Origin of the sequence: Sphaerochaeta sp. (assembly GCF_050256055.1) — a bacterium.
In the GTDB taxonomy this organism is placed as follows: Bacteria; Spirochaetota; Spirochaetia; order Sphaerochaetales; family Sphaerochaetaceae; genus Sphaerochaeta.
Genome location: NZ_JBFWIJ010000001.1, coordinates 92,966 through 119,819 on the forward strand (window position 1 = coordinate 92,966; position 26,854 = coordinate 119,819).

Sequence of the window (26,854 nt, forward strand, 5' to 3'; positions counted from 1 at the left end):
TAATAATAGCACGAATTCTGTGGATAACTTTCTAATTCATTCTACAATCTCTGCTTATTTTTTTCCATCTTGTGGATAACATTTCGATTTGTACACATTTCATCCACAAGGAAAAATGCTGTATCCACAGGTTTTGTAGGTTTTCCACAAGCTGTCCGCCAGTTGTCCACAGGCAATTACTTCTTAGCATTTGTTAAGTCCCGCTTCAATTTGAGTATGGTATTGGCGAAGGCTTCATCCCCTTTCATCAGGGATTCGATACGGTCATAAGCATGCATCACTGTAGTATGATCCCTCCCACCGAACTCCGTACCGATTTCGGTGGTGGAAAACTCAGTGATGTCCCTGGCCAGAAACATGGCTATCTGACGGGGCTGGATCAAGGATTTGTTCTTTTTCTTTCCCTTTATCTCAAACGTACTGACATTGAAATATTCGCCTACCACCTTGATGATGGTGTCAATGGAAAGCGTTTGGTTGGCATTGGCTGCAAGTGAGGGAAGAATGCCGAGCAATTCCTTTGCCTTATCGAACGATATTTGTTGTCCGAGCAACTCGCTGTAGGCGATCAATTTGGTCAGCGATGACTCAAGGTCCCTGACGTTCGTGCATACATTGGTGGCGATGTAATTCAGGATTTCCTCACTGATACCGACACCACGCTCGGTGGTTTTCTTTTTCAGGATGGCCATCCTCGTTTCGTAGTTGGGCGGCTGCAGGTCGACATTGAGACCCCGTTCAAAACGGGAACTGAGGCGGTCGGTGATGTTCTTCAACTCGCTGATGGGACGGTCACAAGTGAATACCATCTGTTTTTTGGATTCATACAGATTGTTGAAAGTATGGAAGAGTTCCTCCTGGGTACTGTCTTTTCCTTGGAGAAAATGAATGTCATCGATCAACAGGACATCGACCTTTCTGAATTTGTTTTTGAAATGTTGTGTTTTCTGGGCACCGATGGATTCAATGAATTCATTGGTAAACATTTCGGCTGTCACATACATGACCTTCAGTTCAGGGGTGTTGTTGATGATATAGTTTCCGATGGAGTTCAGTAGGTGGGTTTTTCCCAGTCCTACACCTCCGTAGATAAGGCAGGGGTTGTAGCTGACTCCCGGATTTTTCGCAATGGCGAGACTGGCATTGTAGGCGAAGGCGGAATTGTCCCCGATGACGAAATTGCTGAAGTCATAGGAAGGGTTGAGATTGCTCTCAGTCTTCATTTTCAACGTTTTCTCCTCGCTGATTCTCTCCTTCTGTCTGATTTCGATCACCGCTTCCTGTTTTGCCTGTTGGTGTTGTGCATTCTGTGGTTTGTTGATTTGTTCAATTTCTGAACGTGAGACGACGACAAAGGAAACATTGATGTCTTCCCCGGTCAATTCGCTCAGCGTATTGATGATCAAATCCTTGTATCGGGTTATCACGGTGTCGAGAATAAACTGGCTTGCTCCAGCCAATACTACCATCTTCCCTTCGGATTTCAGGTAGGCTATCCGGTTGAACCAGGTGTTGTATTCCTGTTCCGGCAGGGTCTCTTTGATACGGCTCGCCGTCTCCTGCCAGAATTCATAATAAGTGGTTTGTTGGTCGCTCATGCGGCCATTTTAGCCTGTAGCAACATGTGGTGCAAGTATTGTTCCCAACGCTGGTGAAGGTAAAATGTAACTTATTGTATTAAAAGGAATAATAATTTACCAAGAATTCCTTGTGAAGCTTGCAACTTCCTTCTGTTTTTGGTATAATCGATAAGAATCAGCGACAGTATTTTTTTATTATTGCATAAGGATATAACGAATGAGTGAAGGGAGCTTTGTCAATGGAGCGTTCCAACCATCCTTGCACCACGATGGTGTGAATATGGCCGGAACTTCTCATAACTATTCTGCAGGGAGCATCCAGGTCCTCAAGGGTCTTGAGGCGGTACGGAAGCGACCGGGCATGTACATAGGTTCGACAGGCATCGAGGGGCTGCATCATCTCGTCTATGAGGTGGTGGACAACAGCATCGATGAGGCCATGGCCGGCTACTGTTCGGACATCCAGGTGTTTCTCGATCTTGACAGCCAGGGCCGGGAAGTCTGTACCGTTGAGGACAACGGCCGGGGGATCCCGGTTGATCTCCATCCCACGGAAAAGAAGAGTTCGCTTGAGATCGCACTCACCCAATTGCATGCCGGAGGCAAGTTCGACAAGAACTCCTACAAGGTTTCCGGCGGTCTGCATGGTGTCGGTGTTTCCTGCGTAAACGCCCTTTCGGTTTGGATGGAAGTGACCGTCCATCGTGACGGAAGTGCATATCGTCAGCAGTACAGCTGTGGCATCCCCCAGACCGAAGTGGTGAGGATCAGTGATTCCGACCGCACCGGTACGGTGGTAAGCTTTACCCCGGACTATTCTATCATGGAACAGAACGGATTCAATTTCGAGGTTCTGTCCAATCGATTCCGGGAACTCTCCTTTTTGAACAAAGGGGTTTCCATCACCATCACCGATCGAAGGGGTGAACAGGTGCAGGAGCAATCCTTCCATTCGGAAGGAGGCATCAGCCACTTTGTTAGTTACTTGAATGAATACAAGCATGTACTGGTCGATCCCCCGATCTCCATTGAGGGAGAGAAGGATACGATCAAGGTTGAGATCGCCCTGCAATACAACGACAAGTATGATGAGAAGGTGCTCAGCTTCGTCAACAACATCAACACCCGTGAGGGTGGTACCCATCTGACCGGTTTCCGCACCGGCCTGAGCCGGGTGATCAACGCACAATTGCAGAAAAATCAGAAGCTGTTGAAGAAGTATGATGAGAAATTGGAGCAAAGTGACATTTCCGAAGGCTTGACCGCTGTTGTTTCCGTCAAGGTTCCTGAACCGCAATTCGAGGGCCAGACCAAGATGAAACTGGGTAACTCGACGGTAACCGGCGTCGTCTTCTCCTTGGTGTACGAGAAGCTGGGCAATTACTTTGATGAATTCCCTTCCCATGCCGAGGTGATTTTGGAGAAGATCATCAATGCAGCGCTCGGCCGTATCGCCGCCCGCAAGGCGCGTGAGCAGATACGCAAGAAGAGCGAGGGCGGCGGGCTTCCCGGGAAGCTGGCCGACTGCTCCGAGAAAGATCCGGCGAAATGTGAGGTGTTCATCGTTGAGGGTGATTCTGCAGGCGGTTCGGCCAAGCAGGGTCGTGATCGGAAGTTCCAGGCCATTCTTCCTCTGTGGGGTAAGATGCTCAACGTGGAGAAGGCACAGGAATATAAAGTGCTCGGCAATGACAAGCTGCAGCCGGTAATCTCTACGATCGGAGCAGGTCTGACCCGATACAACAACATGGGTAAGGATGACGATTTCGACAGTGATGTGACCTTCGATGTCAACAAGGTCCGTTATCATAAGATCATCATCATGGCCGATGCCGATGTCGACGGATCGCATATCAGGACGCTTCTGTTGACCTTCTTCTTCCGCTACATGCGACCTCTGATCGAAGCGGGATATGTGTATTTTGCCATGCCTCCGTTGTACAAGATCACCATCGGGAAGAAGGTGGAATATGCGTACGATGAGGAAGCCAGGGTGAGGATCCTTCAGGAAAATAATGTCGGCGACCCGTCGAAGGTCGGCATCCAGCGATACAAGGGTCTTGGTGAAATGAATCCCGACCAGCTGTGGGAAACGACGATGAATCCGGAAACCCGACTGATCAGCCGCATTTCCCTTCATGATGCCGAGGAGGCCGATCGGGTGTTCTCAATGCTCATGGGTGAGGAAGTGGAACCCCGTAGGGCGTTCATTGATGCGAACGCCGTCTATGTATCGAATTTGGATGTCTAAGAAAGGATAGAATCGTGGAAGAAGTTAACGAAAGCAGGACGATTACTGTGGACGTGTCCAAGGAGATGCGAACTTCGTATCTCAATTATGCCATGTCTGTCATTGTCAGCCGAGCGCTGCCGGATGTACGGGATGGTTTGAAGCCGGTCCACAGAAGAATCCTCTATGATATGTTTGAGATGGGTCTTCGGGCGAACTCCTCCTACAAGAAGTGTGCCCGTATCGTTGGTGATGTGCTTGGTAAATACCATCCCCATGGGGATGCCTCTGTTTATGATGCATTGGTACGTTTGGCCCAGGATTTCTCTTTGCGCTATCCTGTGGTGAATCCACAGGGCAACTTCGGGTCCATTGACGGTGATCCGGCTGCAGCAATGCGATACACCGAAGCAAAAATGAGTCGCATCGGTGAAGAGATGCTGCAGGATATCCAGAAGGAAACGGTCGATTTCGGCCCGAACTATGATGATTCGTTGCAGGAACCTACGGTTCTTCCGGCTTCGTTTCCGTTTTTGTTGGCGAATGGAAGCAGTGGTATCGCCGTCGGTATGGCCACCAATATGGCACCGCACAATCTTCAGGAGATCTGTGACGCCATCAGTGCTGTCATCGACAACCCTGATATCACCATCGATGAGTTGATGGAGTATATCAAGGGGCCTGACTTTCCGTCCGGTGGAGTCATCTGCGGCATGCAGGGCATCAAGGATGCGTTCACCACCGGTCGGGGGAAGATAGTCATCCGCTCGTGTTATGAGATTGAAGTAGGGGATCGGGGGAACGACCAGATCATCTTCACCGAGATTCCCTATCAGGTGAACAAAGCGGATTTGGTCAAGAAAATCGATGATCTGCGCAAGGATGGGGCGATCCCGATGATCAGTACGGTACGGGATGAATCCGACCGCAAGGGAATTCGCATCGTCGTTGAATTGAAAATGGGCTCGGAGCCCATGGTGGTACTCAATCAGTTGTTTGCCAGGACCGCCCTGCAATCGAATTTCAACGTAAACAACCTGGCATTGGTTCAGGGAAGACCTCAGTTGCTCACTCTCAAGGATATGTTGGTGTATTACATCCGCCATCGGGAGGAAGTGGTAACCAGAAGGACTCGCTATGATCTGCGTAAAGCACAGGAACGAGCCCATATTCTTCGTGGTCTGAAAATCGGCTTGGACAACATCGATGAGGTCATCCAGATCATCAAGGACTCGGAAGACAACACCATCGCCGCCCAGCGTCTGATCAGCCGGTTCGGTTTGGATGACATCCAGGCCCAGGCGATCATTGATATGAAGCTTGGACGACTCAGTCATCTGGAAACCTCCAGAATTCTGGAAGAATTGGCCGAACTTGAACAGAAGATAGCCTTCTATCAGGAGTTGCTCGCGGATGAAACGAAGATTCTGAAGGTCGTACAAAGTGAAGTGCGCGCCCTACCCGCCTCACTCGCTGCCAAGGATCGCCGTCTTACCAAGATTGTCCGGGAAGAACTCGGCCAAGCCACCCTTGAGGATTTCATCAAGGATGAGGAAGTCGTGGTCCTGATCAGCAACAAGGGATTTGCGAAGCGCATTCCCACCGAAGAATACGAGGCACACGGCCGGGCCGGCAAAGGAACCAAAACCACCAAGCTTCAGGATGGGGATTTCGTAGACCATATGTTCGTCGCCTCCACCCATGCATACGTGATGTTCGTCACCAATGCAGGCAAGGCGTACTACACCAAGGTGTTTGAGATTCCCGAGGCGTCCAAGACGGCGAAGGGAACCAGCATCAAGAACATCCTTCAGTTGGAGACCACCGAGAAGATCACATCGATCATCAGCTTCAAGGAATTCACTGATGACCAGTATCTGATGATGGCAACCCGGGAGGGGGTGATCAAGAAGGTAGCCCTCACTAACTTCATCAACGCAAAGGCGCGTGGTATTCGGGCCCTCTTCCTCGATGAAGGGGATGAGTTGCTCAGTTGTGAGTTTGTCCAGGAAGGTGATGAGGTGATGCTTATCACCAAGCTGGGACGCGGGCTTCGGTTCCGCCAGGATGATGTGAGAGCGATGGGGCGTGCTTCCCGTGGTGTCCGTGGCATCCGTCTGCTTACCGATGATCAGGTTGCAGGATTACTGAAGGTTGATGACTCGAAGCGTATCCTGATGATCACCGAGAACGGACAAGGCAAGCAGGTACGATTCGACAACTTCTCTGTACATGGTCGGGCGACCCAAGGTCAGAAGATTTATCGCCTCGGGGGAAAGGCCAATTACATCGTCGGAGTCCTGAGTGTAAACGACGAGTATGATGTAGTGTGTGTCACTCTTATGGGGCAGACACTCAGAGTGCATGTGAATGCAATCTCCGTCCAAGGCAGAAACGCTGCAGGTGTAAAGGTTGTGTCCATGAAGTTCACAGCCGATTCCATCGTTGCCATTGCTACTACGGTACGTGATGACGAGGAAGAGGTACAGATTCCCGAGCAGGCTCCGATCGAGGAAGAAGTTCCTGTGGAGGAAGAGGACGAGGAAGATGTGGTTGAAGAGGATGCAGGTGCTGATGCAACTGAGGATTCAGAGACCGAATAAAACATTTGTTAAGTAGTTTATCAGTGCCGTTCCATCCATCTGGGACGGCCTTTTTTATAGGGAAAATGATCCCATTTATCCACACATATCTGTATCGTCATAGAGAAACATTGAGAAAAAACTGCAAATAGAGCGTTCAAATGCAGGTTTTTGCCATTTTTAAGAATTTTGAAATTTCAGGGGGAAAAAACGATAGAGGCCTGTTTTGCTTCCGAAGAATCAGGTTGCGGATGTGCTGTGCAGAAATGTGCTTGGTCATCTTCAGTAGGGGAGGGGAGTGATGTGCTTCAGATGTTTCACGTGAAACGATGAGCATCCTTGGTGATAAAGATTGGAGGGGGTGACAATGCCTGTTGAAAGGTTGCTGCTGCACAAGAATGTGATGATGTGTTTCACGTGAAACAAGCAGAGCTGAAGGCAACACGCTTCCGAACGGGGTATTGGAATATACAAGATCACTGGCAACGCAGTTGGGAATACGTGATGGAGCGAAGGGATAAAAAAACGTTCCACGCGAGAGTTTCACGTGAAACGTTATGATTCAAAGCACGTTCAATATCTAGAAATCGGGAGTGTTTACCACCGTGAGCTTTGGATCAACAAAATTGCGGAGGTAGCGTTCAACACCGCTCTTCAGAGTCATCTGGGACATCGGGCAACCTGCGCAAGCCCCAACGAGGCGTACGGTTACATTGTTACCTTCCATGCTGACAAACTCGATATCTCCTCCGTCATTCTGCAAAGAGGGTCTGATGTCCTCAAGTGCTTTTCTGACTTTATCTTCCATAGTAATTTCCTCCATACGGTAACTTGAAGATACAATAGAGGGGCGCAAGGGTCAAGGCGTCACCCTCAAGAGGTGACAATCCAGAAATATTTCCGTATAGTAGCAGGTATGAATGCGCATACGATACTGTTTCTCAATCAAAAAGGCGGAGTGGGAAAAACCACCTCTGCCGTGAATTTGGGATCTGCATTGGCCCAAAAGGGCAAAAAGGTGTTGCTGATCGATTTGGATTCGCAAGGCAATCTTACCAGTGCAACATCAATTGATGGTAGAAAAAGCGGCATCTATGAAGTAATCGCCGGTCAATGCAGCATAGCCGAGGCAGTGCAACAGACTCCGGTACGGAATTTGTACGCGATCGCCAGCAACATCAATATGGCAGGCTTGAACATTGAACTGGTCGAGCAGGACAAACGCGAGTTCTTTCTCAAGGAAGCGCTTGCAGGACTTGATAAGGAATGGGATTTTGTTCTGGCCGATTGCCCTCCATCCCTTGGCTTGGTTACCGTCAATGCCATGGTGTGGGCCAAGGAAGTAATCATCCCCATGCAATGCGAATACTTTGCAATGGAAGGATTGAACCTGCTGATGAGGACGGTCGGGAATATGAAGAAATCATTGAATCCTGATTTGGAAGTGCTTGGTATCCTGTTTACCATGTTCAGCAAACGGACGAAGCTTGCCCAGGAAGTGGTTGAGGATATTTCCTCGTTCTTTCCCAATCTTGTATTTTCTACGATCATCCCTCGGACAATCCGGATCGCAGAAGCCCCTTCCCATGGGTTGCCGATCAACGTGTATGACGCTTCGAGCAGCGGTACGAAAGCATATAAGGCATTGGCAGAGGAGGTACTAGACCGTGTCTCAGGAAACCACTAAGAAACATGGATTGGGGAAGGGCATCGGTTCCTTGATGCAGGATTACTCCTTCGACTCCGTGCTGGATTCAGCGCTTGGCCTTCAATCGGTAAAACATGAGCAAGTGGGGACGCAGCATGTGCTCGAGATTCCCATCGATCATATACGGGCCAATCCGAACCAACCCAGAAAAGATTTCAACCAGGCATCCCTTGAGGAGCTTGCACAATCCATTCGTCGAGAAGGTATTTTGCAGCCGATACTGGTGGAGGAAATAGCTCCCGACCAATACAGCATCGTTGCCGGGGAGCGCCGCTTCAGGGCCTCCAAGCTGGCAGGGCTGAGCAGTGTGCCGGTGTTGGTGAAGGACTTCAATCAAATGCAGCGATTGGAAGTTTCCTTGATTGAAAACATCCAACGGGAGAATCTCAATCCCATTGAGGAAGCGAAAGCATATGCATATCTGATCCAGGAAGCTGGGATTACCCAGGATGAATTGGCGAAGCGCATGGGAAAGAACCGGTCCACCATCAGCAACAGCATACGGTTGCTCCAGCTCAGCTCATCCATGCAACAGGATTTGTTGCAAGGCAAGTTCAGTGCAGGACAGGCACGGGCAATATTGTCGGTGGTCAACCCCGCCGACCGTGAGATATTGTACCGAACTGTTTTGGAAAAGGAATTGTCTGTCCGGGCAACGGAACAATTGGCGGCGCAATTCAACCAAGGGAAACGAGCTGCTTACCAAGCAAAGAAGAAGCGGACGAAGAAAAGTTTGGCAAAATCACCTGATGTCCTTGCCGTTGAGGATAAATTCCTCCATGTTATAGGTTCACAGGTTGAAGTCAAAGGCTCGTTGGCCAAAGGAAAATTGGAAATTCCCTACACCAGTACGGAGGAATTGGAACGATTGTACCAATTGCTGGCTCCGAACCAGGAATTATTTGAAGTATAACGTATTGAAATATTGAGGAGATATCATGGAAGCACAATTGAATGATGGCTTGTATGCCGTCCTGCATACCAACAAAGGGAATATCACCCTGCAGCTCGAACACGAGAGAACCCCGATGACAGTTGCGAATTTTGTCGGACTTGCCGAGGGAACGTTGAATGTGAATGGCAACAGCAAGCCGTTCTACAACAACCTATCCTTCCACCGGGTTATCGAGAATTTCATGATCCAGGGAGGTTGTCCCAAAGGCAATGGAACCGGCGGCCCCGGATATACTTTCCCGGACGAATTTGATGAGAGTCTGAAGCATACGGGACCCGGTACGCTTTCCATGGCGAATGCCGGTCCCGGTACCAACGGCAGCCAATTTTTCATCACACATGTTGCAACCCCATGGCTTGATGGAAAACACTCGGTGTTCGGTCATGTCGTGGAAGGCCAGAAGGTGGTAGATGCCATCGAACAGGGTGATACGATCAAGAAAGTCGAGATCGTTCGGGTAGGAGAGCAGGCGAAGGCCTTTCAGGTATCCCGTGAACGGTTTACCGAATATGTGATCGCAGCAGAAGAGAAGAACAAGAAACGGCAGGCGAAGGAACTGGAGAAGCTGGAAAAAGAACTGAAGAATCGTTGGCCTGATGCGATTGTTACTGATACCGGTCTTCGGTATGTAGTCAAGAAATCCGGTGATGGAAAGAAACATCCCTCCTATGGACAGAAAGTTACGGTGCATTACACCGGCTCTCTCCTCGATGGAAAGGTTTTCGACAGCTCCGTCCGCAGAGGCTCTCCTGCACAGTTTGCCATCGGCGAGGTTATTGAGGGCTGGAACGAGGCTTTGATTACCATGAGTGCCGGTGAGCAGCGTACCTTGATCATCCCTCCCGAGCTCGGGTATGGGACCATGGGGTATCCGGGAGTCATCCCCCCGAATTCCTATTTGGTGTTCGAAGTTGAGTTGATTAAGTTTTAAGTATATATAAATAAAGGAGATGCGTGTGAAAGAGAAGGATGTTCACTATGTCTGCAGCCAATGTGGCAGAATAGAAACCAAATGGTTGGGACGCTGTCCTGACTGTGGTAGCTGGAACACCTTCGAAGAGGAGGCCGTCAAGAGCTCCTCCGACGGGAAACGTGCGGTGATCAGCACGGCGACCAAACCGATATCCCTCAAGGATGTCGAAGTCGATCCCCTCTTCCGGTATGAAACCGGTATCTCCGAACTTGATCGTGTTTTGGGAGGAGGCGTCATGCGCGGATCCTCCATTCTTCTCGGGGGGGAACCAGGGATCGGCAAGTCCACCCTGATGCTGCAAGTCCTCGAAAAATGTTCGGTGGGAAGATCGGTATTGTATGTCTCCGGTGAAGAGTCTCCCAGTCAGGTAAAGCTCAGGGCTGAACGGCTGGAACTCACTCTGTCGAAGATTGACATATTCTGTGATACCCGGGTGGAAGTCCTGGAAAAGCTTTTGGCCTCCGCTAAGCCGGATGTGGTGGTCATCGATTCGCTGCAGACGTTGAGCAGCGAGGAAATTCCCTCTCCCGCCGGTTCGGTCAATCAGATCAGAGCCTGCTCCACCTTGTTGGTGGGCCTCTGCAAACAGTTGGGAATCTCCCTCTTTCTCATTGGCCATGTCACCAAGGAAGGGGTGCTCGCCGGTCCGAAAGTCATCGAGCATCTGGTCGATACCGTCGTATATTTTGAACAGGTCGGCAGCGGAGTCCGTCTGATCCGAGCTGCAAAGAACCGATTCGGATCGGTTGATGAGATTGGTATTTTCAGCATGCATGAAAAGGGGTTGACCCCGGTACCCAATCCCTCATCGTTCTTCATTACCGACCGCAGCGGCACGACCCTTCCTCCCGGCATAGCGTATACCGCCGTCATCGAAGGATCCCGTACCTTTTTGGTGGAGATACAAGCCCTGACGACCGCTGCGAAGAATGGGTATTCCCGTATTTACTCGGACCGCATCGATGCAGGACGGGTAACCCGGGTCGCCGCAATCTTGGAACGACATGCGTCGGTGCGGCTGGGGGAACAGGATATCTATGTCAATGTTGCCGGAGGGATGAAGATCAGCGAGGTCTCCATAGAATTGCCGCTTGCGTTGGCGCTTTGGTCTGCGCTCAGCGGCAAGAGTCTGCCGAAGGCGTTGATAAGTTTCGGCGAGCTGAGTCTGGCCGGAGAAGTCAGGAGCGTCGGATTTGTGGAAAAGCGGGAAAAGGCAGCCAAGGAACTCGGGTTCAAGCGGTCATTGCTTCCCCGCTCCGGCGTAAACTCCCCCTTGGTGGAGCATCCTTGCAGTACGATACGACAAGCATTGGATATCTGCTCATCCTTATAATAATAAGGAATCCTAATAAATTATAAGCCATTCTATTACAAAAAAATACAAGAGGCTGCACCAGTACATGCAGCCTCTTGGTCTCAATCAATTAGGGATCCTAACTAACCAAGCATACTCAGCAGAATGGGAAATACCACCACGTTGCCGATCGAAGCGGCGAGGCTGGTGAACAAGAAAACCAACAGGGTATGCAAAACCCTGTTGCGGTACCAGCCCTTGAAGGTGGTTGCGTCGTCGCTGAGGTGTTCAAAATCCAACACCTTCGGTTTTCGCATGGACGCTTCCACCAGGCCGCTTACCATACCGACCCCAATGGCAGGATGCAGGCTGGTGATGGGTGCTGCCAAACTGCTGATCAGAATGTTGAGCGGATGGGCGAGTGAAAGAATGGCGCCGACGGCAGTGAAGGACATGTTGATGGCCAGCCAGTAGCCGAACATCTTGATCCCTTGTGTTTGCCCAAGATTGAAGAAACCGTAGAGCAGGATGCCGATGAGCAGGATGGGGAACGCCCACGAGAGGATCTTTCCGCTTTTCCCTGGTTTCGGGACGCTGTTGATGTTGGAGAGGTCGGTTCCCAAGGTTCCGTTCTCAATTTCCTTGAGGGTTCTGATGACCCCGCCTTGGTGGCCGGCACCGATGACTGCAAGTTTCTTCTGCCCCGGGGCAAGATAGATGCTGGTAGCCAGATACCGGTCGCGTTCATCGATGAGGACTGCCTTGACCGAAGGAAGTTCCTTGGCCATTTCATCCATCATGTTCTGCATGACATCAGCCTTCTTCAGTTCTTCCAGTTCTTCCTCGGAGATTTTTTCGTTGCTGAAGACGGCACTGATGATGGTGGCGATGAGCTTTGCCTTGTTCCATAGGTTCGATTTTCGCCATGCCCGCTTGAAGGTTATCTGGATTTCACGGTCGCACAGCGAATAGGGGATGCCCTGTTCCTTGGCAAGTCGGGCTGCGCTGAGTATTTCCTCGCCCGGTGCGCTTCCTGATTGATCACCCATCCTCTTCTGAAAGGAGGCAAGGGCCATGTTGGCAAGCAGGAGGAACCCCTTGTTTTCCTTGAGGACCTTCTTGATGTCCATATTCGACCAGGAGCCCTCTTCTTCCTTGTTTTTCATTCTTCCGTCGTCGAGTTCCAGACAGATGTGGTCAGGATGCTCTGCATCAATGGCGGAGGCCACTTCGTCCACGCTTTCCTTGGAAACATGTGCGGTTCCCACCAAGAGTATCTGCCTGCCATCGGCGAACGTCAGGCGGTGAAAGGTATCACTCACTTTTTCTTCAATCATGCTGACAACTATACTCAAGGAAGGAGCAAGAAACAAGGGAATTTGACATCCCTACAGGTTTGGGATAAGGTTTGCTCTCATGGACACACTCTGGTATCTTGCAAGATTGACCTTGGCCTTGGTCTTGGGGTTGGGCTTTGCCCGTGCATTGGGTGCAGAGCGGTTTACCCGGGCTGCGGCCTACGCACAGACTTTTCTGGTTTGGCTGCTGCTGTTTTTCATGGGCATCAATACCGGAGGCATCGAAGGCATCACCTCGCAGTTCTCTTCGATAGGACTGACCGCCTTGGTCCTAACCCTGCTTGGTGTGGGGGGAACCGTCCTGGTTTCCCTACTGGTTTCCTTTATCTTCTCTCCTCCCGCCGCCCCTTCAGGCATCGCCATCGCCAGACGAAAGGAACAAAGTCTTCTGCGCATGGCCTATGACATTCTCAAGGAACCGTTGCTGCTGGTGGGCATTGTGGTGCTTGGCTTGACCTTCAGGTTGACCACACCGCTTTTTTCTTGGTTTAAAAGCTCGTTCGTCACCTACCTGCTCTACGTCCTGCTGTTTTTCGTAGGAATGGGCATGGTGCATCGAAAGATCAGTTTCAAGGGAGTGTTTTCCGACATACGCATCATTCTGCTTCCGATCTACACGATTGTGGGAACATATCTGGGTGCATTGGTCGCCTCAGTGATCCTTCCCTATACCGCTTCCCAAACGTTGGGTATGCTCAGTGGGTTCGGTTGGTATTCCCTCTCGGGAATCATGATCAGCGATCTTGGATTCCCGATCCTCGGCTCGATATCCTTTCTGGCCAATCTGCTTCGGGAAAGCCTTTCGTTCTTTCTCATTCCCTTTTTTGGCAGGTTGGGCAGCAGGTTCTATTATCCGGCCGCTTGCACCGCCGGGGCGACCAGCATGGATGTGACGTTGGTCCTGCTATCCTCCCACTTCGGGACACGGACCATGTTGGGATCGATCTACCATGGAGTGATCATGAGTCTTGCAGCTCCGCTGCTTATCCCGTTGTTCTTCTAGCAGGATACCCAAACCTGTGCAACAAGAGTGATGGGATTCTCTTTCAATATCCTCAGATAGATGCGGTTCGGTCCATCGAAGAGCATCGGAATCTGTTGGATCATGTCACAGAGCCTGTCTTGGACGGGCAGCTGGAGGAACTGGAATTTTCCCGGCTCGATATGATAGGGATCGGTGGAAGAGGGAAGCGGCAGTCCTTGCTCGATCAAATTCCTGATGGTTGCATCAGGAGGATCCTGGATGCCAAGGAAGATGACCGAAAGCGTTGAGCTCAGCGCAAGGCACCCCTCGCTTCCCACCTCTTGAGCATCCAGATGGGCTAGCAGATACTGATAGGCTTCTTCGGCTTCAGTGAAGGTCTTGGGAGCGGCTTTATAGGCAATTGCCTGTTGGAGATGGAGGGTCATGGACTTTACTTGGTGCATGGCCGATACTGTAGCAGAATGAAAACCGAGGGTAAAGTGGAACAGGTGTCTTATCGTTTGGTGCGTCGGAGAAGGAGCCGGAACATCACCGTCCGGGTTTTGGGAAATGGAGTGGTCAGGGTTAATGCTCCCTACGGCGTTTCCCGCTCAGCGATTGAACAGGTGCTTCGTGACCATAAGGAGAAACTGGAACAGCTCATCCAAAACCAACAAAACAGCCGCCATACCTATACGGACGGCGAACGATTCCTGTTTGCAGGTGCGTATGTCCGGTTGGATCTGTACAGCGGAGATCGAAATGCGGTGACCGTGGAGGACCAAAGATTAAAGGTGACCTATACTGGGAAGGCTCCAGATCCCGAAACGGTCTGCCGTCTGCTCAAGGAGTTCTATCGGCATAGCGTGGCCGTCAGGATAGAAGCATTGCTTCCGTATTGGGCCGAGCGTCTTGGCCTTGAGATCCCGCGGTTCTCCGTACGGGACACCAGAGCCCGATGGGGCAGCTGTACAGCCAAAGGAACGTTGCATTTTTCCCTCCGGTCTCAGGTATTGAATGATGAGCAGCTCTCCTATCTGGTGCTGCATGAGATGGCCCATCTGGTTCACTTCAACCATTCCAAGCAATTCCATGCCCTGCTTGCACAGCATATGTGTTCCTATCGTACCATCCAAAAGCAGGTATTTTCTGTCCAACAGGAAAGTCAGCTCTGCTTCTGATTCCAATTTTTACCTGAATGCGGTATCGTTTCAAAGTAAAGGAGATGCTACCCTATGAAACCTGATAAGCTTGCAGACGGTGTATACCGCGTGGCTGCGAAAGTCGGTGTCCGGGATTTGTTCGAAGGCATTTGGCCGATTCCGGATGGAGTAATGTTGAACTCCTATGTGGTGATGGGAACAAACAAGCGTGTGTTGATCGACATGGTCAAGGATTGGGATGGGGCGTTGTCGGATGTGAGTGCACAATTGCAATCGCTCTCCCTTGGTTCGCTTCCCCTGGATTATATTGTGATCAACCACATGGAACCGGACCACACCGGAGCCATGGCTAAGATCGTTGAACAATTTCCCGGTGTTGAGATCCTGTGCTCCGAGAAAGCGGTGCCCTTGATCAAACATTTCTATAAGATTGAGAAGCAGGTGCGTGCAGTCAAGGATGGCGAGACACTGGATCTGGGGGGGAAGACCCTTCAGTTTCTGATGACTCCAAACATCCACTGGCCGGAAACCATGATGACCTATGTAAAGGAGGACGGCATCCTCTTCAGTTGTGATGCCTTTGGTTCCTTCGGACGGTACGACCATTGCTTCGATGATGAACTGAATGAACAGGAGATGGAACATCTTGCCAGCGAGACGGAGCGGTATTATGCGAATATCGTCTCATCCTTCTCCTCCTTTGTTCTCAAGGGGGTCGCCAAACTTGATGGGCTGTCCATTACGATGGTTGCACCCAGCCATGGAGTGGTATGGCGAGGAGAGCCGCAGAAGATCATCGGATGGTACAAGCGACTCGCCACCTATATGCAAGGTCCGAGGGAAAAGGAAGTGGCAGTGGTCTGGTCGAGCATGTACGGCAACACCCAAGCCTTGCTATCCTCCATCGTCGACGGCCTTCGCAGTGAAGGGGTGGTGGTCCATGTATTGCAGGTGCCCCAAACCCATGAATCCTTCGTCCTCGAGAAAGTCTGGAGAAGTGAGGGATTGGTCATCGGCATGCCCACCTACGAATACAAGATGTTCCCTCCCATGTACCACGTGCTGGACATACTCGACCGCAGTCATGTGCAGGGGAGAAAGGTCATTCGTTTCGGTTCCTTCGGTTGGTCGGGTGGAGCCCAAAAGCAATTCGACGAGTTTACCACCTCGATGAAGCTTGACTGTAAGGGGGTGATCGAATACCAAGGCTCGCCCACTGAGGAAGACAAGAAGAAGGCTTATGAGCTTGCAAAGGCCTTGGCCAAGGAGATAAAGGGTTGAATATTGGGGTCCGGCGCTGCCGGACCTCTTTTTCAGGTGCCCGCTTCCTTGAGGAAGGTGGAAAAGAGTGATTGCATGCCTTCCATGGATTCAGGATGCCATTGCACCCCTACACACCAAGGACCTTGTGTTGTCTCGATGGCTTCCACCGATCCATCATCACTGACCGCACTGATGACCAAATCGCAACCCAATCGGTCGACGCTCTGGTGATGGAGACTGTTTACCCCGAGACGTGAGCAGGCGAAGCATTCGTAGAGCCTACTCCCGTCACTGATCGTGACATTGTGGCTGTAGGCATCCCAATGTTCCAGGTCGGGGTGTTTGATCGTCGCTTGTCTACGCAACCGGTAATCCTGGAAAAGCGTGCCGCCATGCGCCACGTTGATCAATTGCGCTCCCCTGCAGATTCCCAATACAGGTTTCCCCTGTCTCCTGGCCTCCCGATAGAGGCTCAGTTGAAAGCGATCGGTATCACAATCGGAGGGAGAACACAGCTCTGTGTGTTCCTGCCCGTAGCAGGAAGGGTCGATATCGGGACCGCCGGGGAGCACGATGCCGTCGCATAGGTTCACCAACTGCTCCACTTCATATTCCCAAGCAACGGGAAGCAGGATGGGGAGCGCTCCGGCTTCCAAAAGTTTGGAAAGATAGCCTTCGTTGGTGAAAACCCTGCGAAACAGAGGGAATGCGGAACTCGGCGGAGCCTGTTCAAAGGTTCCGCCGATACCGATGATCGGTTTTTTCATACAATGATCGAGAGCAGGTGCTTGGTGAATGCACTGATGCGTTGGACCGAAGGAATGGAGAGTCGTTCCTTGACAGAATGCACATCGAACATGTCGGGTCCGTAGGAAACCGAATCCATCCCGCTGATTCTGCTGTTGATGATGCCGCATTCAAGCCCCGCATGGATTGCCGTGATCTTTGGCTTCTTTCCTGCATACTCTTCATATGCCTTGGCGCAGAAGCCGGTAAGTGCGGAAGCAGGATTTGGCGTCCAGGATGGATAAGCACCTTCAAACCGGACGTTTGCACCTGCAAGCGAGAAAATTGCGGCAAACCGCCGCGCCACATCGTCGCGAGCGGACAACACCGAGGAACGGTGGCTGGAAATTACCGTGAAGCCATGTTCCTGCAGGCGTAGGATCGCCAGGTTGGAGGATGTTTCCACAATGCCGGGAATGGTCAGGCTCATGGCATCCACGCCATGGGGTGCGGCATAGACACTGCTGAGGAACCGTTTTGATTGGTCGGTATCCACCGCCTTCTTCACCAAATCGGTTTCCACCAACTGTAGATTGATGTTCGGGTCGCTGAGTGCATACTCACCTTTGAGCTGGGCAAGCGTCTGCTCCACCTGCTTGCGCAAGGCCGGTTCCTGATCCGGGGAAATCACCAGACCGAGGGTACAGGTCGAGGGGATGACATTGCGCTTGGTTCCGCCTTCAGCTTTGAAAAGACGGAAGGAGTCGAGCTGATAGAGGGCTCGTGATGCCACCTTGATGGCATTGGCGCGTTGCTTGTGGATTTCTCCGCCGCTATGACCGCCGAGCATCCCGTTAGCCGTAAGCAGGAATGCCTTATCCGATGCTTGCACCTCCGTCCAACGGACCGGCATATCGACATCAACCTCGATGCCTCCAGCACAGCCGATGTACAGCACCCCTTCCTCCTCACTGTCGAGGTTGATCATCAGACGGCTTTGCACCGTCTCCGGTTCAATATGAAAGGCACCGGTCAAACCTGTCTCTTCACTGATGGTGAAAATGGCTTCCAACGGACCATGTTTGCAACTCGGGTCGGAAAGGATGTCCAATGCAATGGCGATGGCAATGCCGTTGTCCCCACCGAGAGTGGTTCCGTTCGCCTTGAGCATGTCGTTATCGCGGATCAGTTCGATCGGATCCTTGGCAAAGTCATGGGTGCTGCCTTCTTGTTTGACGCAGACCATATCCATATGTCCCTGCAGGGCAACCGAAGGGCGATTCTCATACCCGGGATATGCCTTCTTGCGAAGAATGACATTACCGATGGCATCAACCTCGGCATGCAGGTGGTGTTGGTTGGCGAAAGCAAGCAAATACCTTCGGACTCCTTCCTCGTTCCCCGATTCCCTGGGTATATCGGAAAGCTCGGAGAAATACCGCCAAAGCGGTTCGGGCGTCAGGCCCTTTACTGCGTCTTGCATCAATCTATGCTCCTTGTCTTGAAATTCAGGAAAACCGGTCCCGCACCAGATTCCCATCGATGAACAGTCCTTTCATCTGCAGGTTCTGGTCGAGAACGACGATATCCGCCTTATAACCGGGAACCAACATCCCCTGCTTGGAGAAACTATAGATGCGGGCGGGGTTGGTCGAGCTCATCTGGCTTGCCTGTTGGATGGGAATTTCCCAGTCCACCACATTCTTGACGCCTTGGAGCATCGTCAAAGCCGAACCGAGGAACAAATCGGGATCCTTGATGCTGACGAACGCACCGTCTGAACCGATGGTACAATCGATTCCGTTAGCCTTCATCGTTCCGGTTCGTTGCTTGGTCGGTTTGAGTGCATCGGTGATCATGACGATGTTGTCCAGCGGTTTTTCACGAAGCAGCATCTTGATCAACTCAGGATGGACATGCACCCCATCGCAAATAACCTCGCACTGCATCTCGCGTTGGATGAGGATCGCCCCAACCGTTCCCGGGTTTCGATGATGCAACCGGCTCATTGCATTGAAAAAGTGGGTGGAATGGAAAATCCCGCATTGCATCCCTTCCATGATGTTTTCATAGGTTGCATCCGTATGCCCGGCCAGTAAAACGATGTTCCGTTCTCTGGCAAGGAGGGCCAATTCACGCATATGTTTGAGTTCCGGGGCTACCGTCATGCAAAGGACTTTGCCTTTTCCTGCATCGATGAGTTGGTTGAAGATATCCAAATTGACCGGCAGCACCCCCTCGGGGTTCTGTGCTCCCACCCGGGCAAGCGAAATGAATGGACCTTCGAGGTTCACCCCCATGATCTTCGCTCCCTTCTCACTGCCCATGGCTTCCACGATTGCCTGGATGCTTGCAAGCATCAGCTCCAATTTGTCGGTATAGACGGTGGGCATGAAGGCGCTGACACCGAAATCGGCCAGTCGTTCGCTCATTCCCAGAATTGAGGAAGCTTTGCAATCCTCCGTACCATATCCTCCGATGCCATGGATATGGGAGTCGATGAAACCAGGCATGATGTAGGCCCCGCCTACATCAATCATCACCGTGTCCGCCGGAAAATGTTTTTCTTCCAGCCTGCGCATGTTGAAGATATCCCCGATTTCCCCTTTTTCATCTATATAGAGGGCGCAATCCTTGAGTTTTGCATATCCTGTAACAACAGTCCCATTGGTAAGTACGGTTCGTAGGCTCATACAGTACCTCTCTTTGTCACAACTATACGAACATATCGTATTGAGGTCAATGAAGCGTTGTCAGGTCGTTCACCCAAGTCCCTTTCTTGATGCGATACAAACCGAGGATCATCTTGGAAACCTCTTCCATCCCCAAAAGGAGGTAGAGCTGGTAGATGTTCAGATGCAGGACCAAGGCACCGATGAATGCCAACGGTACACCGACCGCCCACACCCCGAACATCTCGGCGAACATGGAATAGCGGGTGTCACCACCGCTTCTGAGGATACCGACGATGATGACCATGTTGATGCTTTTGATCGGAAGCAGGAATGCATTGATGTACAGACAGTACGTCGCCAATTGTTTGACGATGGCTGAAATGTTGAAGAAGGTGGTGAAAATCGGGGCAAGGAATATCTCAAACAGACCCATTCCCAATCCAACACCCAACGCGGTGATGATGAAACGTTTGGCATACAGGCGTGCAACCGAATGCTGTTTTTCCCCGATCTTCACCCCGATCATGATGAGGGTTGCGTTGCTGACACCCATCATGGCTACGAAGAACAGGTTTGCCACCGATTCCGCCACATTGATGGCAGCGATTGCCTCGATCCCTATACGGCTGTAGGCGATCTTGTAGGTGGTCATACCCAGCGCCCAGAAGAATTCGTTGAGAATCACCGGAAGACTGGTGGGGACTACGTGAAGCAGGAAAAGCTTGTTCCATCGGAAAGCTTCCCGATTCTTGATGGCAAGCACGGGATGGCGTTTGTAGACGATCCAAAGCAGTGCAACCATTTCCACCAGACGGCTGATGGCCGTGGAGAGGGCGGCTCCGGCAACCCCCCACTCGGGGAAGGGCCCGATGCCGAAGATCAGCAGGTAGTTGCCCACTGCATTGAGGGACAGGGAAACCAAGGCAACCTTCAGCGGAGTTTTTGCATAACCGACCACCCGCAGAGCGGTAGCCAGGATCTGGCTGATCGCCGAACAGATGTAGCTCAATGCAACGATCTGCAGGTAGGAGATCCCGCTCTCGACCACCGATTCCTCGGTGGTGAATATGTACATGATCTGGCGTGGGGTGAACAACGAAGCAAGGGCAAACACCAAAGCGCCGAATCCTGCGATGGCGAATGACAAGCCCAGGACCTTTTGGATATTCGTCTCATTTTTCGCACCCCAGTATTGGGAGAGAAAGATCGCCGATCCGCTGGTGACCCCGAAGAAAAGCAGGCTGATCAAGAAGAACATCTGGTTTGCCAAGGCGACGGCCGCAATGGATGCTTCTCCCAATTGCCCGATCATTACGGTATCGACAAAGGAAAGGGAATTGTTCAAAAGGCTTTGGAAGACAACGGGAAGAGCGATGGAAACCATCTTCCTGGTGAAGTCCTTCCGTTCGGAAATCTGTGTGGTCACCGTGTTTACCGTCTTGCGAGGAGGATTCTCGACAAGTCCTTTCTGTGTGCTTTCTCCAAGGCTTCAAGGACCAGAGAGCGATTCTCCGGTCGGTGGTACTGCAACAGAGCTCTCTGAAGATGCCGTTCCCTTCCTTTGGGGACATAGATGGAGGCGAACTGTTTGCCTGGCCGTGGGTCGAGCCCAGTATAGTACATGCAGGTCGAGATTGTCCCGGGGGTTGGATAAAATTCCTGCACTTGGTCCGGGATGAAGCGCATGGAATTGAGATACAGGGCGAGCATGATGGCATCATCGAGTGTGCTGCCCGGATGGGCCGCGATGAAATAGGGAATGAGGTATTGCTTTTTCCCCGCTTCCTGTGTCGTCTCCTGGTAGAGCTCGCTGAATGACTCGAAAAGCTCGGCGCGAGGTTTGCCCATGGCATCGAGTACGGCGGGGCTGACATGTTCGGGAGCAACCTTCAATTGTCCACTTACATTGTGGCGGACCAGATGCTGCATAAAACGCCGCCGGGTATTTTCATCACAGACTTCCAACAGGTAATCGTATCGAATGCCGCTTCGGATGAACACCTTCTTTACTCCGGGGATGCGTTGCAGCGTCTCCAGCAGGTCGAGGTATCGTTGATGGTAGTCCTTGAGGTTTGCACAGGGGCGCGGCCAGAGGCATTCCTTGGCGGGACACGGCCCGAACTGATCCTGTTTATCACAGGCTCTTCCCTGAAAATTGGCCGTCGGTCCCCCCAGGTCATGGATATAGCCCTTGAAGGCCGGATGGTTGGTCATCCTGGTCGCTTCCCTGACCAAGGATGCCTTGCTTCGGGTCTGGATCATCCTTCCTTGGTGGCTGGTGATGGCGCAGAATGAACAGGAACCGAAACACCCCCGGTTACTGGTCAGTGAGAACTGTACTTCAGAGAGAGCAGGAACTCCCCCCGCCATTGCATAGTCGGGGTGGGGATCGAGGGTGTAGGGCAGTTCATGGATTGCATCAAAGAACGCCTCCTCCAAAGGCAGGGCGGGAGGATTCTGTACGACCAGCCGATCCATACAGGCCTGGACCAACCGTTTGCCGATGATGGGGTTCTCCTCCTGCATCTGCAACCGGAAGGCTTCGGCGTAGAAACGCTTTCCCGTCTGGGTCGGAGTATTCGATTTCTTGTCTCGTTCACCGACCTCCTCAAAGGAAGGCAGCATCAGGGTGGGCATCGCCTCAAGGCTGTGGGCGAGGGCCGTTCGGCTGGTTGCATACACCGTCCCCCTTATGTCGGTCATTTGGGAAATCGATTCGCCCGAATCCAGCCGATGTACGATCTCAAGCGTCTGCCGCTCGCCCATGCCATAGACGAGCAAGTCGGCTTTTGCATCGAGAATGATGGGTTTCCTGACTTTGTCGGTCCAGAAGTCATAATGGCTCAACCGCCGAAGAGAAGCTTCAAGCCCGCCGATGATGATCGGGATTTCCTTACCGTATGCCTGTCGGGCTTTCGCCGTATAGACGAGCGTGGGACGGTCCGGTCTGAGCCCCGACTTACCCCCCGGGCTGTATTCATCCTCACTGCGCGGCTTGGCATTGGCGGTGTAATGGGAGACCATACTGTCGATGTTTCCCCCGCTGATCATACAGCACAATCGAGGTTTTCCCATTTTCAGAAAATCTTTGGTTGAGTTCCAGTCGGGTTGTGCGATAATACCCACACGATAGCCCTCACGTTCAAGCAGTCTTGCAAGAAGCGCTGTTCCAAACGAAGGGTGGTCGACGTAGGCGTCTGCACTGATGAAAGCGATGTCAATCCGGTCCCAAGACCGTGCATCTAAATCTTCTTGCGTAGTAGGAAGAAAGGCTGAGCGGGGGGCATAGGTTTTCACATCGCCATGATAGGGGATTGCTCCCAAGGTGTAAATAGCCTGCGTCAACTGGGAAGGAGCAAGACAATGCAGGACAACACGCTGTTCGTCATCCTCAATCCGCATGCAGCAAAGGGAAAGGCGAAGAAGCAGGAGACGATGATCAGGAAATTGCTCTCCGATGGTGGACGGGAGGTGGTTCTTGTCTATACGGAAGCAGGTGTGGGGGCTATGCAACTCGCCTATCAGGCGACGGTGGAGAAACGGAGCGCCATCATTGCCGCCGGCGGGGACGGGACGGTCAACGAGGTGGCAAACGGCATTCTCAAAGCGGTCATGACCGAAAAAGTTCCCGCACCCATACTCGGGGTGCTCCCGATCGGACGGGGCAATGACTTTGCATGGGGCATGGGGATTCCCAAGCCCTTGGTTCAGGCTTGTGCCACCATCCTGAAAGGAGAGGTGAAGCACATCGATGCTGGAGTCATCTATGGAGGGAACTACCCTGAGGGACGTTTTTTTGTCAATGGACAGGGTGTAGGATTCGAACCGTTGGTGAATTTCCTTGCCAGCGAGTTCAAACATATATCCGGAACTCTCAGTTATGTGTTTGCTTTGATCAGGATCCTGCTTCATTATCCAGAGCCTTACAGTGTGGAATTGACCATGGATGACCAAGTCCTCAACCTAAAGACCCAACAACTTTCAATCTGCAACGGCCGACGGATGGGATCTGCTTTCCTGATGGGACCTGATGCCTTGTTCGATGATGGGTATTTTGATGTGGTATACGCCAATGCTCCGGTCCCCAGCAAACGCATGGTTCCGCTTGCGTTGACATTCCTCTCCGGGAATCAGGTGAAGCAGAAGGAATTCAGTGTGGTTCGGGCCAGGCATATCCGGATGGTCAGTAGTGATCACCCTTTGCCGATTCATGTGGATGGTGAGGAAATTTCCAAAGGTTGTATGGAGTTTTCAACTGATTTGTTGGAACATGTTCTCCCGGTTTTTTGTCCTTGTGACGGAAAATGATACGAACCGTGTCCAGAGGGGTGCCTGTAAGGTGGGAAGGAAAGGAAATATCTGGTTTTGCTAAAAAATAGCTCTTTCCTTTTCGCATACAATTAGCTAGTATATAAATGATTAGAAGTTATGGTAACCAAAATTTGATTCGCATTTCGAAACTATTGGGTGTTTCCCGTTCTCGGTGTATATCCGATTGACTTCCATGAAAAGAGAGTATATCTTTAAAAATGCGCGTCTTATGTAGTTTTTCCAGTGTTTACCTGTAAGTAAGGAGTTCCCAATTTGATAAAGGATATGGTGCCGTTCGTACATTTTTATGATCAGGATTTTGTCGATATGTATGACAGGTCCTGGGTCTGGATTGACGAACTCTGGAAGAGTGGAACCGAGGCCAATGGCTTAAGCGGTTCCTATCTTTCTTATCCCGGCCAGACAACCTTCAATCAGTATCTATCCTGTTTCTCTTCCCTATTTCTGGTATACAGCAACCAGAATAATTCTCCGTTTCCCCTGCTTGACTATTTTTATCAGAAGCAAGAGGCGAATGGGGCGATCCGTGGGGAATATTCCGTCGAGGATGGGAAGCCTGTTTTCACCGCCGCCAACCCCGAGGGGGTCTTTCCCCCGTTGTTTGCCTATGTAGAGCATGGCTTCTATCATAAGATCGGAAATAAGAAACGACTGAAGGAAGTAGTTCCCATCCTGGAGAAATATTTCTCCTGGATCCAAGCCACCTTCCAGAAACCGAATGGACTGTTCGCTGTCCCGGTGGAAGCCTGCCAGAGTGGAAATATCCCTCGAGAGCATGTATATTACCCGCTTGACTTCAATGCCCAATTGGCGGTCAACGCACTGTATATGTCGGCCATCGGGGATATTCTCAATGACAAGGAACTGAGTTTCCGGTACAAGCGGATCTACTTTTCCCTGAAGACCAGGATCAATAGCATGATGTGGGATCCTGATACCAACTTCTATTATGATCTTGATATCAAGGAGAACCGCGTCCTCAACAAGTTCATCGGTGCCTATTGGGCCATGTTGGCCGAGATCCCCAACGATGAGCGTGCTGCCTATATGATTGAGTATTTGCAGGATCCGAAGGAATTCGGTACAGACAACCCATTCCCCGGAGTTCCTGTCTCTTCTCCGTCCTACAGCGAAGAGGGGAACGGATATTGCGGCGGTGTACTTTCGGTGCATACCTTCATGGTCATCAAGGCCTTGGAGAAATACCAGCAGTTCATCTTCGCCAGGGAATGTGCGATAAGGCACATGTATTTCCTGCTTGATACCCTGCATCCCGATGCCGATACCATTGGGGATGTCTGGGAGGCCTATCTTCCCAACAAGGAAGGATTTTCGAAGACCACGGAATTGATCGACTTCCCCCGTCGGAGGCTTATGCCGTTCGCTGGATTGGTGACCATCACCTTGATGATCGAAAACATCATCGGCTTGGACATATCTTTGCCGAGGAAAACCGTAAACTGGGTCATGCCCACCTTGGAAGCAATGGGAATCGAGAACCTGTCGTTGAAGCGGAATATGATCACCATTCTCAGCAACAAGACCGACCGTGGTTGGGAAATACGGCTGGAGAGTGAGAAACTCTATTACTTTACCATCGAGATTCTCGGGGAGAACAAGAAGAAGACTCTTCCGATTCCTTCGGGTAAATGTTCGATGCTGATCGATAAGCTGTAAGCGATGGCCTGGCTCGGGAAACTCTTCGGAGGCGCCGTCGGCTTTATGTTCGGTGGGCCGCTCGGCATGATAGCAGGCATCGCTTTCGGCCATATGTTCGACAAAGCCGGTGAATATGGTGATCAACAGACGCCGTATGCCAATGCCGGGACCCCGTATACTTCCCTTGACCGCGAGCAAATGCTCTTTTTCGTCGGCGCTTTTTCGATGCTCGCCCGTATTGCTTCCGCCGATGGCACGGTTTCAGCCAATGAACGGCAGAAAGTGGTGGAATTCATTCGACAAGACCTTCGTTTAGGTCCTCGGGAGGAGGATGCGGCACTTCGTGTGTTTGATGCCGCGCTCACCGGAGGCGGAACGTTCGACCAATTCGCATCCCAATTCTATCAGAATTTCAGCCATGCCCCGAACATCCTCCAGTTGATGATCGACATATTCTATCGTGTGGCTGCAGCCGATGGATCAATCAGCCGAACCGAAGAGGATATGATCAGACGTGCTGCACAGCTGTTCCGGATTCCTGAAAGTTTTGTGGAGATGCTCTGCAACCGCTACGGCGGGTGTGTCGATGCCAGTGAGAAAGCCTATGCAACCCTGAATCTCAACCGTAACGCAACCGATGACGAGGTCAAACGGGCCTATCGCAAGTTGAGTATCGAGTTTCATCCCGACACCCTGGCTTCGAAAGGCATGGGTGAGGAATTCCTCGGTCACGCCACGGCGAAATTTCGTGAGATTCAGCAAGCCTACGAAGCCATCAAGAAAGAACGGGGAATCAAATAATCAAAACCGGACCCGTTGCCGCAACGACCTTGCCAAGGTAATTCTGTCCGCATATTCCAAGTCGCCGCCGATTGGGAGCCCGCTGGCAAGACGAGTGATGGAAAGTTCGGACCAGTCCTTGAGGATATGCCTTATGTACAAGGCGGTGGTATCCCCTTCCTCCGTCGGATTGGTGGCGATGATCAGTTCCTGAAATGCTCCTGTCTCGATGCGTTTAAGCAGAGCTGAAAAGGAAAGATGCTCAGGTCCGATGCCATCCAAAGGACTGATGGCACCTCCCAGTACATGGTACAGGCCGTTGTAGGCACCGCTAGACTGCAGGGTGACCACATCCTGCGGTTGTTCAACTACACAGAGTTGGGTCCGGTCCCGTCCTGCGTCGCTGCAGATCGGACAGGGATCGGTTTCAGTGAAGCTTCCGCAGACCGAACAAGGGAAAATCTTTTCCTGGATGGTCGCTATGGACTCGGCAAGCGTCCGGTTGTAGAACGGGTCGGTTTTGATCAGATGATAAGCAAGGCGGCTGGCGCTCTTCGGCCCGATTCCGGGTAATCGGGACAGGGTCTGGATCAAGTTCTCAAGGGCCGTCAT

General features: G+C 51.5%; 22 protein-coding genes. 12 read left to right on the forward strand and 10 right to left on the reverse strand.

Going from position 1 to position 26,854, the window contains the following annotated elements; translation table 11 throughout:
- Window positions 1–176: 176 nt before the first annotated feature.
- Window positions 177–1,598, reverse strand: coding sequence for a chromosomal replication initiator protein DnaA (gene dnaA / locus AB7C91_RS00375; RefSeq protein WP_332447452.1), 1,422 nt, complete (start codon window positions 1,596–1,598; stop codon window positions 177–179).
- A gap of 199 nt (window positions 1,599–1,797) precedes the next feature.
- Between dnaA and gyrB the strand changes: the two genes are divergently transcribed.
- Both gyrB and gyrA read left to right on the forward strand, forming a co-directional pair.
- A complete protein-coding gene (gene gyrB, locus AB7C91_RS00380) occupies window positions 1,798–3,831 on the forward strand; it encodes a DNA topoisomerase (ATP-hydrolyzing) subunit B (RefSeq protein WP_332447453.1) in 2,034 nt (677 codons plus the stop codon).
- A gap of 14 nt (window positions 3,832–3,845) precedes the next feature.
- Entirely contained in the window at window positions 3,846–6,413 is a 2,568-nt protein-coding gene (gyrA, locus tag AB7C91_RS00385) for a DNA topoisomerase (ATP-hydrolyzing) subunit A (RefSeq protein ID WP_332447454.1), read from the forward strand.
- Window positions 6,414–6,972: 559 nt separating this feature from the next.
- Here gyrA and AB7C91_RS00390 read toward each other — a convergent pair.
- On the reverse strand, window positions 6,973–7,200 hold the full coding sequence (locus tag AB7C91_RS00390; RefSeq protein WP_332447455.1) for a NifU family protein: 228 nt from the start codon (window positions 7,198–7,200) through the stop codon (window positions 6,973–6,975).
- A 108-nt stretch (window positions 7,201–7,308) separates the two neighbouring features.
- Between AB7C91_RS00390 and AB7C91_RS00395 the strand changes: the two genes are divergently transcribed.
- The 4 genes from AB7C91_RS00395 to radA are packed head-to-tail and all read left to right on the forward strand — an operon-like array spanning window position 7,309 to window position 11,361.
- Window positions 7,309–8,079 (forward strand): AAA family ATPase, encoded by a 771-nt coding sequence (locus AB7C91_RS00395; protein ID WP_332447456.1) that lies wholly within the window; start codon window positions 7,309–7,311, stop codon window positions 8,077–8,079.
- Window positions 8,060–9,013, forward strand: coding sequence for a ParB/RepB/Spo0J family partition protein (locus AB7C91_RS00400; protein ID WP_428588409.1), 954 nt, complete (start codon window positions 8,060–8,062; stop codon window positions 9,011–9,013). Before AB7C91_RS00395 ends, AB7C91_RS00400 begins: the two co-directional genes overlap by 20 nt.
- 25 nt (window positions 9,014–9,038) lie before the next feature.
- Entirely contained in the window at window positions 9,039–9,986 is a 948-nt protein-coding gene (locus AB7C91_RS00405; protein ID WP_428588412.1) for a peptidylprolyl isomerase, read from the forward strand.
- Window positions 9,987–10,011: 25 nt separating this feature from the next.
- Window positions 10,012–11,361: a DNA repair protein RadA gene (gene radA, locus AB7C91_RS00410; protein ID WP_428588414.1), complete on the forward strand. Its 1,350-nt coding sequence runs from the start codon at window positions 10,012–10,014 to the stop codon at window positions 11,359–11,361.
- Window positions 11,362–11,465: 104 nt separating this feature from the next.
- On the opposite strand, the gene AB7C91_RS00415 is transcribed toward radA, so the two are convergent.
- Window positions 11,466–12,659 (reverse strand): TraB/GumN family protein, encoded by a 1,194-nt coding sequence (locus AB7C91_RS00415; RefSeq protein WP_428588417.1) that lies wholly within the window; start codon window positions 12,657–12,659, stop codon window positions 11,466–11,468.
- 79 nt (window positions 12,660–12,738) lie between these two features.
- Here AB7C91_RS00415 and AB7C91_RS00420 point away from each other — a divergent pair, with 79 nt between their 5' ends.
- The gene (locus tag AB7C91_RS00420; protein WP_332447461.1) at window positions 12,739–13,683 is read left to right on the forward strand and encodes a lysine exporter LysO family protein; all 945 of its coding nucleotides are present in this window, start codon (window positions 12,739–12,741) and stop codon (window positions 13,681–13,683) included.
- On the opposite strand, the gene AB7C91_RS00425 is transcribed toward AB7C91_RS00420, so the two are convergent.
- On the reverse strand, window positions 13,680–14,108 hold the full coding sequence (locus AB7C91_RS00425) for a hypothetical protein (protein ID WP_332447462.1): 429 nt from the start codon (window positions 14,106–14,108) through the stop codon (window positions 13,680–13,682). The two genes, AB7C91_RS00420 and AB7C91_RS00425, sit on opposite strands and share 4 nt — an antisense overlap.
- A gap of 18 nt (window positions 14,109–14,126) precedes the next feature.
- Between AB7C91_RS00425 and AB7C91_RS00430 the strand changes: the two genes are divergently transcribed.
- Window positions 14,127–14,825, forward strand: a complete 699-nt coding sequence (locus tag AB7C91_RS00430; RefSeq protein WP_332447463.1) for a SprT family zinc-dependent metalloprotease — start codon at window positions 14,127–14,129, stop codon at window positions 14,823–14,825.
- Between the two features lie 54 nt (window positions 14,826–14,879).
- Window positions 14,880–16,088: an FprA family A-type flavoprotein gene (locus tag AB7C91_RS00435; protein ID WP_332447464.1), complete on the forward strand. Its 1,209-nt coding sequence runs from the start codon at window positions 14,880–14,882 to the stop codon at window positions 16,086–16,088.
- A gap of 32 nt (window positions 16,089–16,120) precedes the next feature.
- Here AB7C91_RS00435 and AB7C91_RS00440 read toward each other — a convergent pair whose 3' ends face one another.
- From AB7C91_RS00440 to AB7C91_RS00460, 5 genes are read right to left on the reverse strand one after another with little or no spacing between them, the layout of a single operon-like run.
- Entirely contained in the window at window positions 16,121–16,837 is a 717-nt protein-coding gene (locus tag AB7C91_RS00440; protein ID WP_428588422.1) for a gamma-glutamyl-gamma-aminobutyrate hydrolase family protein, read from the reverse strand.
- On the reverse strand, window positions 16,834–18,279 hold the full coding sequence (locus tag AB7C91_RS00445; RefSeq protein ID WP_428588425.1) for an aminoacyl-histidine dipeptidase: 1,446 nt from the start codon (window positions 18,277–18,279) through the stop codon (window positions 16,834–16,836). Before AB7C91_RS00445 ends, AB7C91_RS00440 begins: the two co-directional genes overlap by 4 nt.
- Window positions 18,280–18,304: 25 nt before the next feature.
- Window positions 18,305–19,489 carry an N-acetylglucosamine-6-phosphate deacetylase gene (gene nagA, locus AB7C91_RS00450; RefSeq protein WP_332447467.1) on the reverse strand — a complete coding sequence of 395 codons (1,185 nt, stop codon included), beginning with the start codon at window positions 19,487–19,489 and terminating at the stop codon, window positions 18,305–18,307.
- 46 nt (window positions 19,490–19,535) lie between these two features.
- On the reverse strand, window positions 19,536–20,897 hold the full coding sequence (locus AB7C91_RS00455) for an MATE family efflux transporter (protein ID WP_332447468.1): 1,362 nt from the start codon (window positions 20,895–20,897) through the stop codon (window positions 19,536–19,538).
- A 5-nt stretch (window positions 20,898–20,902) separates the two neighbouring features.
- Window positions 20,903–22,873 (reverse strand): YgiQ family radical SAM protein, encoded by a 1,971-nt coding sequence (locus AB7C91_RS00460; RefSeq protein WP_332447469.1) that lies wholly within the window; start codon window positions 22,871–22,873, stop codon window positions 20,903–20,905.
- Here AB7C91_RS00460 and AB7C91_RS00465 point away from each other — a divergent pair.
- The 3 genes from AB7C91_RS00465 (at window position 22,835) to AB7C91_RS00475 (ending at window position 26,263) form a co-directional block, all read left to right on the forward strand.
- Entirely contained in the window at window positions 22,835–23,779 is a 945-nt protein-coding gene (locus AB7C91_RS00465) for a diacylglycerol/lipid kinase family protein (protein ID WP_428588430.1), read from the forward strand. The two genes, AB7C91_RS00460 and AB7C91_RS00465, sit on opposite strands and share 39 nt — an antisense overlap.
- 276 nt (window positions 23,780–24,055) lie before the next feature.
- Window positions 24,056–25,480 (forward strand): MGH1-like glycoside hydrolase domain-containing protein, encoded by a 1,425-nt coding sequence (locus AB7C91_RS00470; protein WP_332447471.1) that lies wholly within the window; start codon window positions 24,056–24,058, stop codon window positions 25,478–25,480.
- Window positions 25,481–25,483: 3 nt separating this feature from the next.
- Entirely contained in the window at window positions 25,484–26,263 is a 780-nt protein-coding gene (locus tag AB7C91_RS00475; RefSeq protein WP_332447472.1) for a TerB family tellurite resistance protein, read from the forward strand.
- Here the strand turns inward: AB7C91_RS00475 and recR are convergent, their stop codons facing one another.
- Entirely contained in the window at window positions 26,264–26,854 is a 591-nt protein-coding gene (recR, locus tag AB7C91_RS00480) for a recombination mediator RecR (protein ID WP_332447473.1), read from the reverse strand.

What these genes read in the sequence shown, in the direction of transcription:
- dnaA (WP_332447452.1), bottom strand. Translation starts at nt 1,598, where the DNA reads ATGAGCGACCAACAAACCACTTATTATGAATTCTGGCAGGAGACGGCG.
- gyrB (WP_332447453.1), top strand. Translation starts at nt 1,798, where the DNA reads ATGAGTGAAGGGAGCTTTGTCAATGGAGCGTTCCAACCATCCTTGCAC.
- AB7C91_RS00390 (WP_332447455.1), bottom strand. Translation starts at nt 7,200, where the DNA reads ATGGAAGATAAAGTCAGAAAAGCACTTGAGGACATCAGACCCTCTTTG.
- AB7C91_RS00395 (WP_332447456.1), top strand. Translation starts at nt 7,309, where the DNA reads ATGAATGCGCATACGATACTGTTTCTCAATCAAAAAGGCGGAGTGGGA.
- AB7C91_RS00405 (WP_428588412.1), top strand. Translation starts at nt 9,039, where the DNA reads ATGGAAGCACAATTGAATGATGGCTTGTATGCCGTCCTGCATACCAAC.
- AB7C91_RS00415 (WP_428588417.1), bottom strand. Translation starts at nt 12,659, where the DNA reads ATGATTGAAGAAAAAGTGAGTGATACCTTTCACCGCCTGACGTTCGCC.
- AB7C91_RS00420 (WP_332447461.1), top strand. Translation starts at nt 12,739, where the DNA reads ATGGACACACTCTGGTATCTTGCAAGATTGACCTTGGCCTTGGTCTTG.
- AB7C91_RS00425 (WP_332447462.1), bottom strand. Translation starts at nt 14,108, where the DNA reads ATGCACCAAGTAAAGTCCATGACCCTCCATCTCCAACAGGCAATTGCC.
- AB7C91_RS00430 (WP_332447463.1), top strand. Translation starts at nt 14,127, where the DNA reads ATGAAAACCGAGGGTAAAGTGGAACAGGTGTCTTATCGTTTGGTGCGT.
- AB7C91_RS00435 (WP_332447464.1), top strand. Translation starts at nt 14,880, where the DNA reads ATGAAACCTGATAAGCTTGCAGACGGTGTATACCGCGTGGCTGCGAAA.
- AB7C91_RS00440 (WP_428588422.1), bottom strand. Translation starts at nt 16,837, where the DNA reads ATGAAAAAACCGATCATCGGTATCGGCGGAACCTTTGAACAGGCTCCG.
- AB7C91_RS00445 (WP_428588425.1), bottom strand. Translation starts at nt 18,279, where the DNA reads ATGCAAGACGCAGTAAAGGGCCTGACGCCCGAACCGCTTTGGCGGTAT.
- nagA (WP_332447467.1), bottom strand. Translation starts at nt 19,489, where the DNA reads ATGAGCCTACGAACCGTACTTACCAATGGGACTGTTGTTACAGGATAT.
- AB7C91_RS00465 (WP_428588430.1), top strand. Translation starts at nt 22,835, where the DNA reads ATGCAGGACAACACGCTGTTCGTCATCCTCAATCCGCATGCAGCAAAG.
- AB7C91_RS00460 (WP_332447469.1), bottom strand. Translation starts at nt 22,873, where the DNA reads ATGCGGATTGAGGATGACGAACAGCGTGTTGTCCTGCATTGTCTTGCT.
- AB7C91_RS00475 (WP_332447472.1), top strand. Translation starts at nt 25,484, where the DNA reads ATGGCCTGGCTCGGGAAACTCTTCGGAGGCGCCGTCGGCTTTATGTTC.
- recR (WP_332447473.1), bottom strand. Translation starts at nt 26,854, where the DNA reads ATGACGGCCCTTGAGAACTTGATCCAGACCCTGTCCCGATTACCCGGA.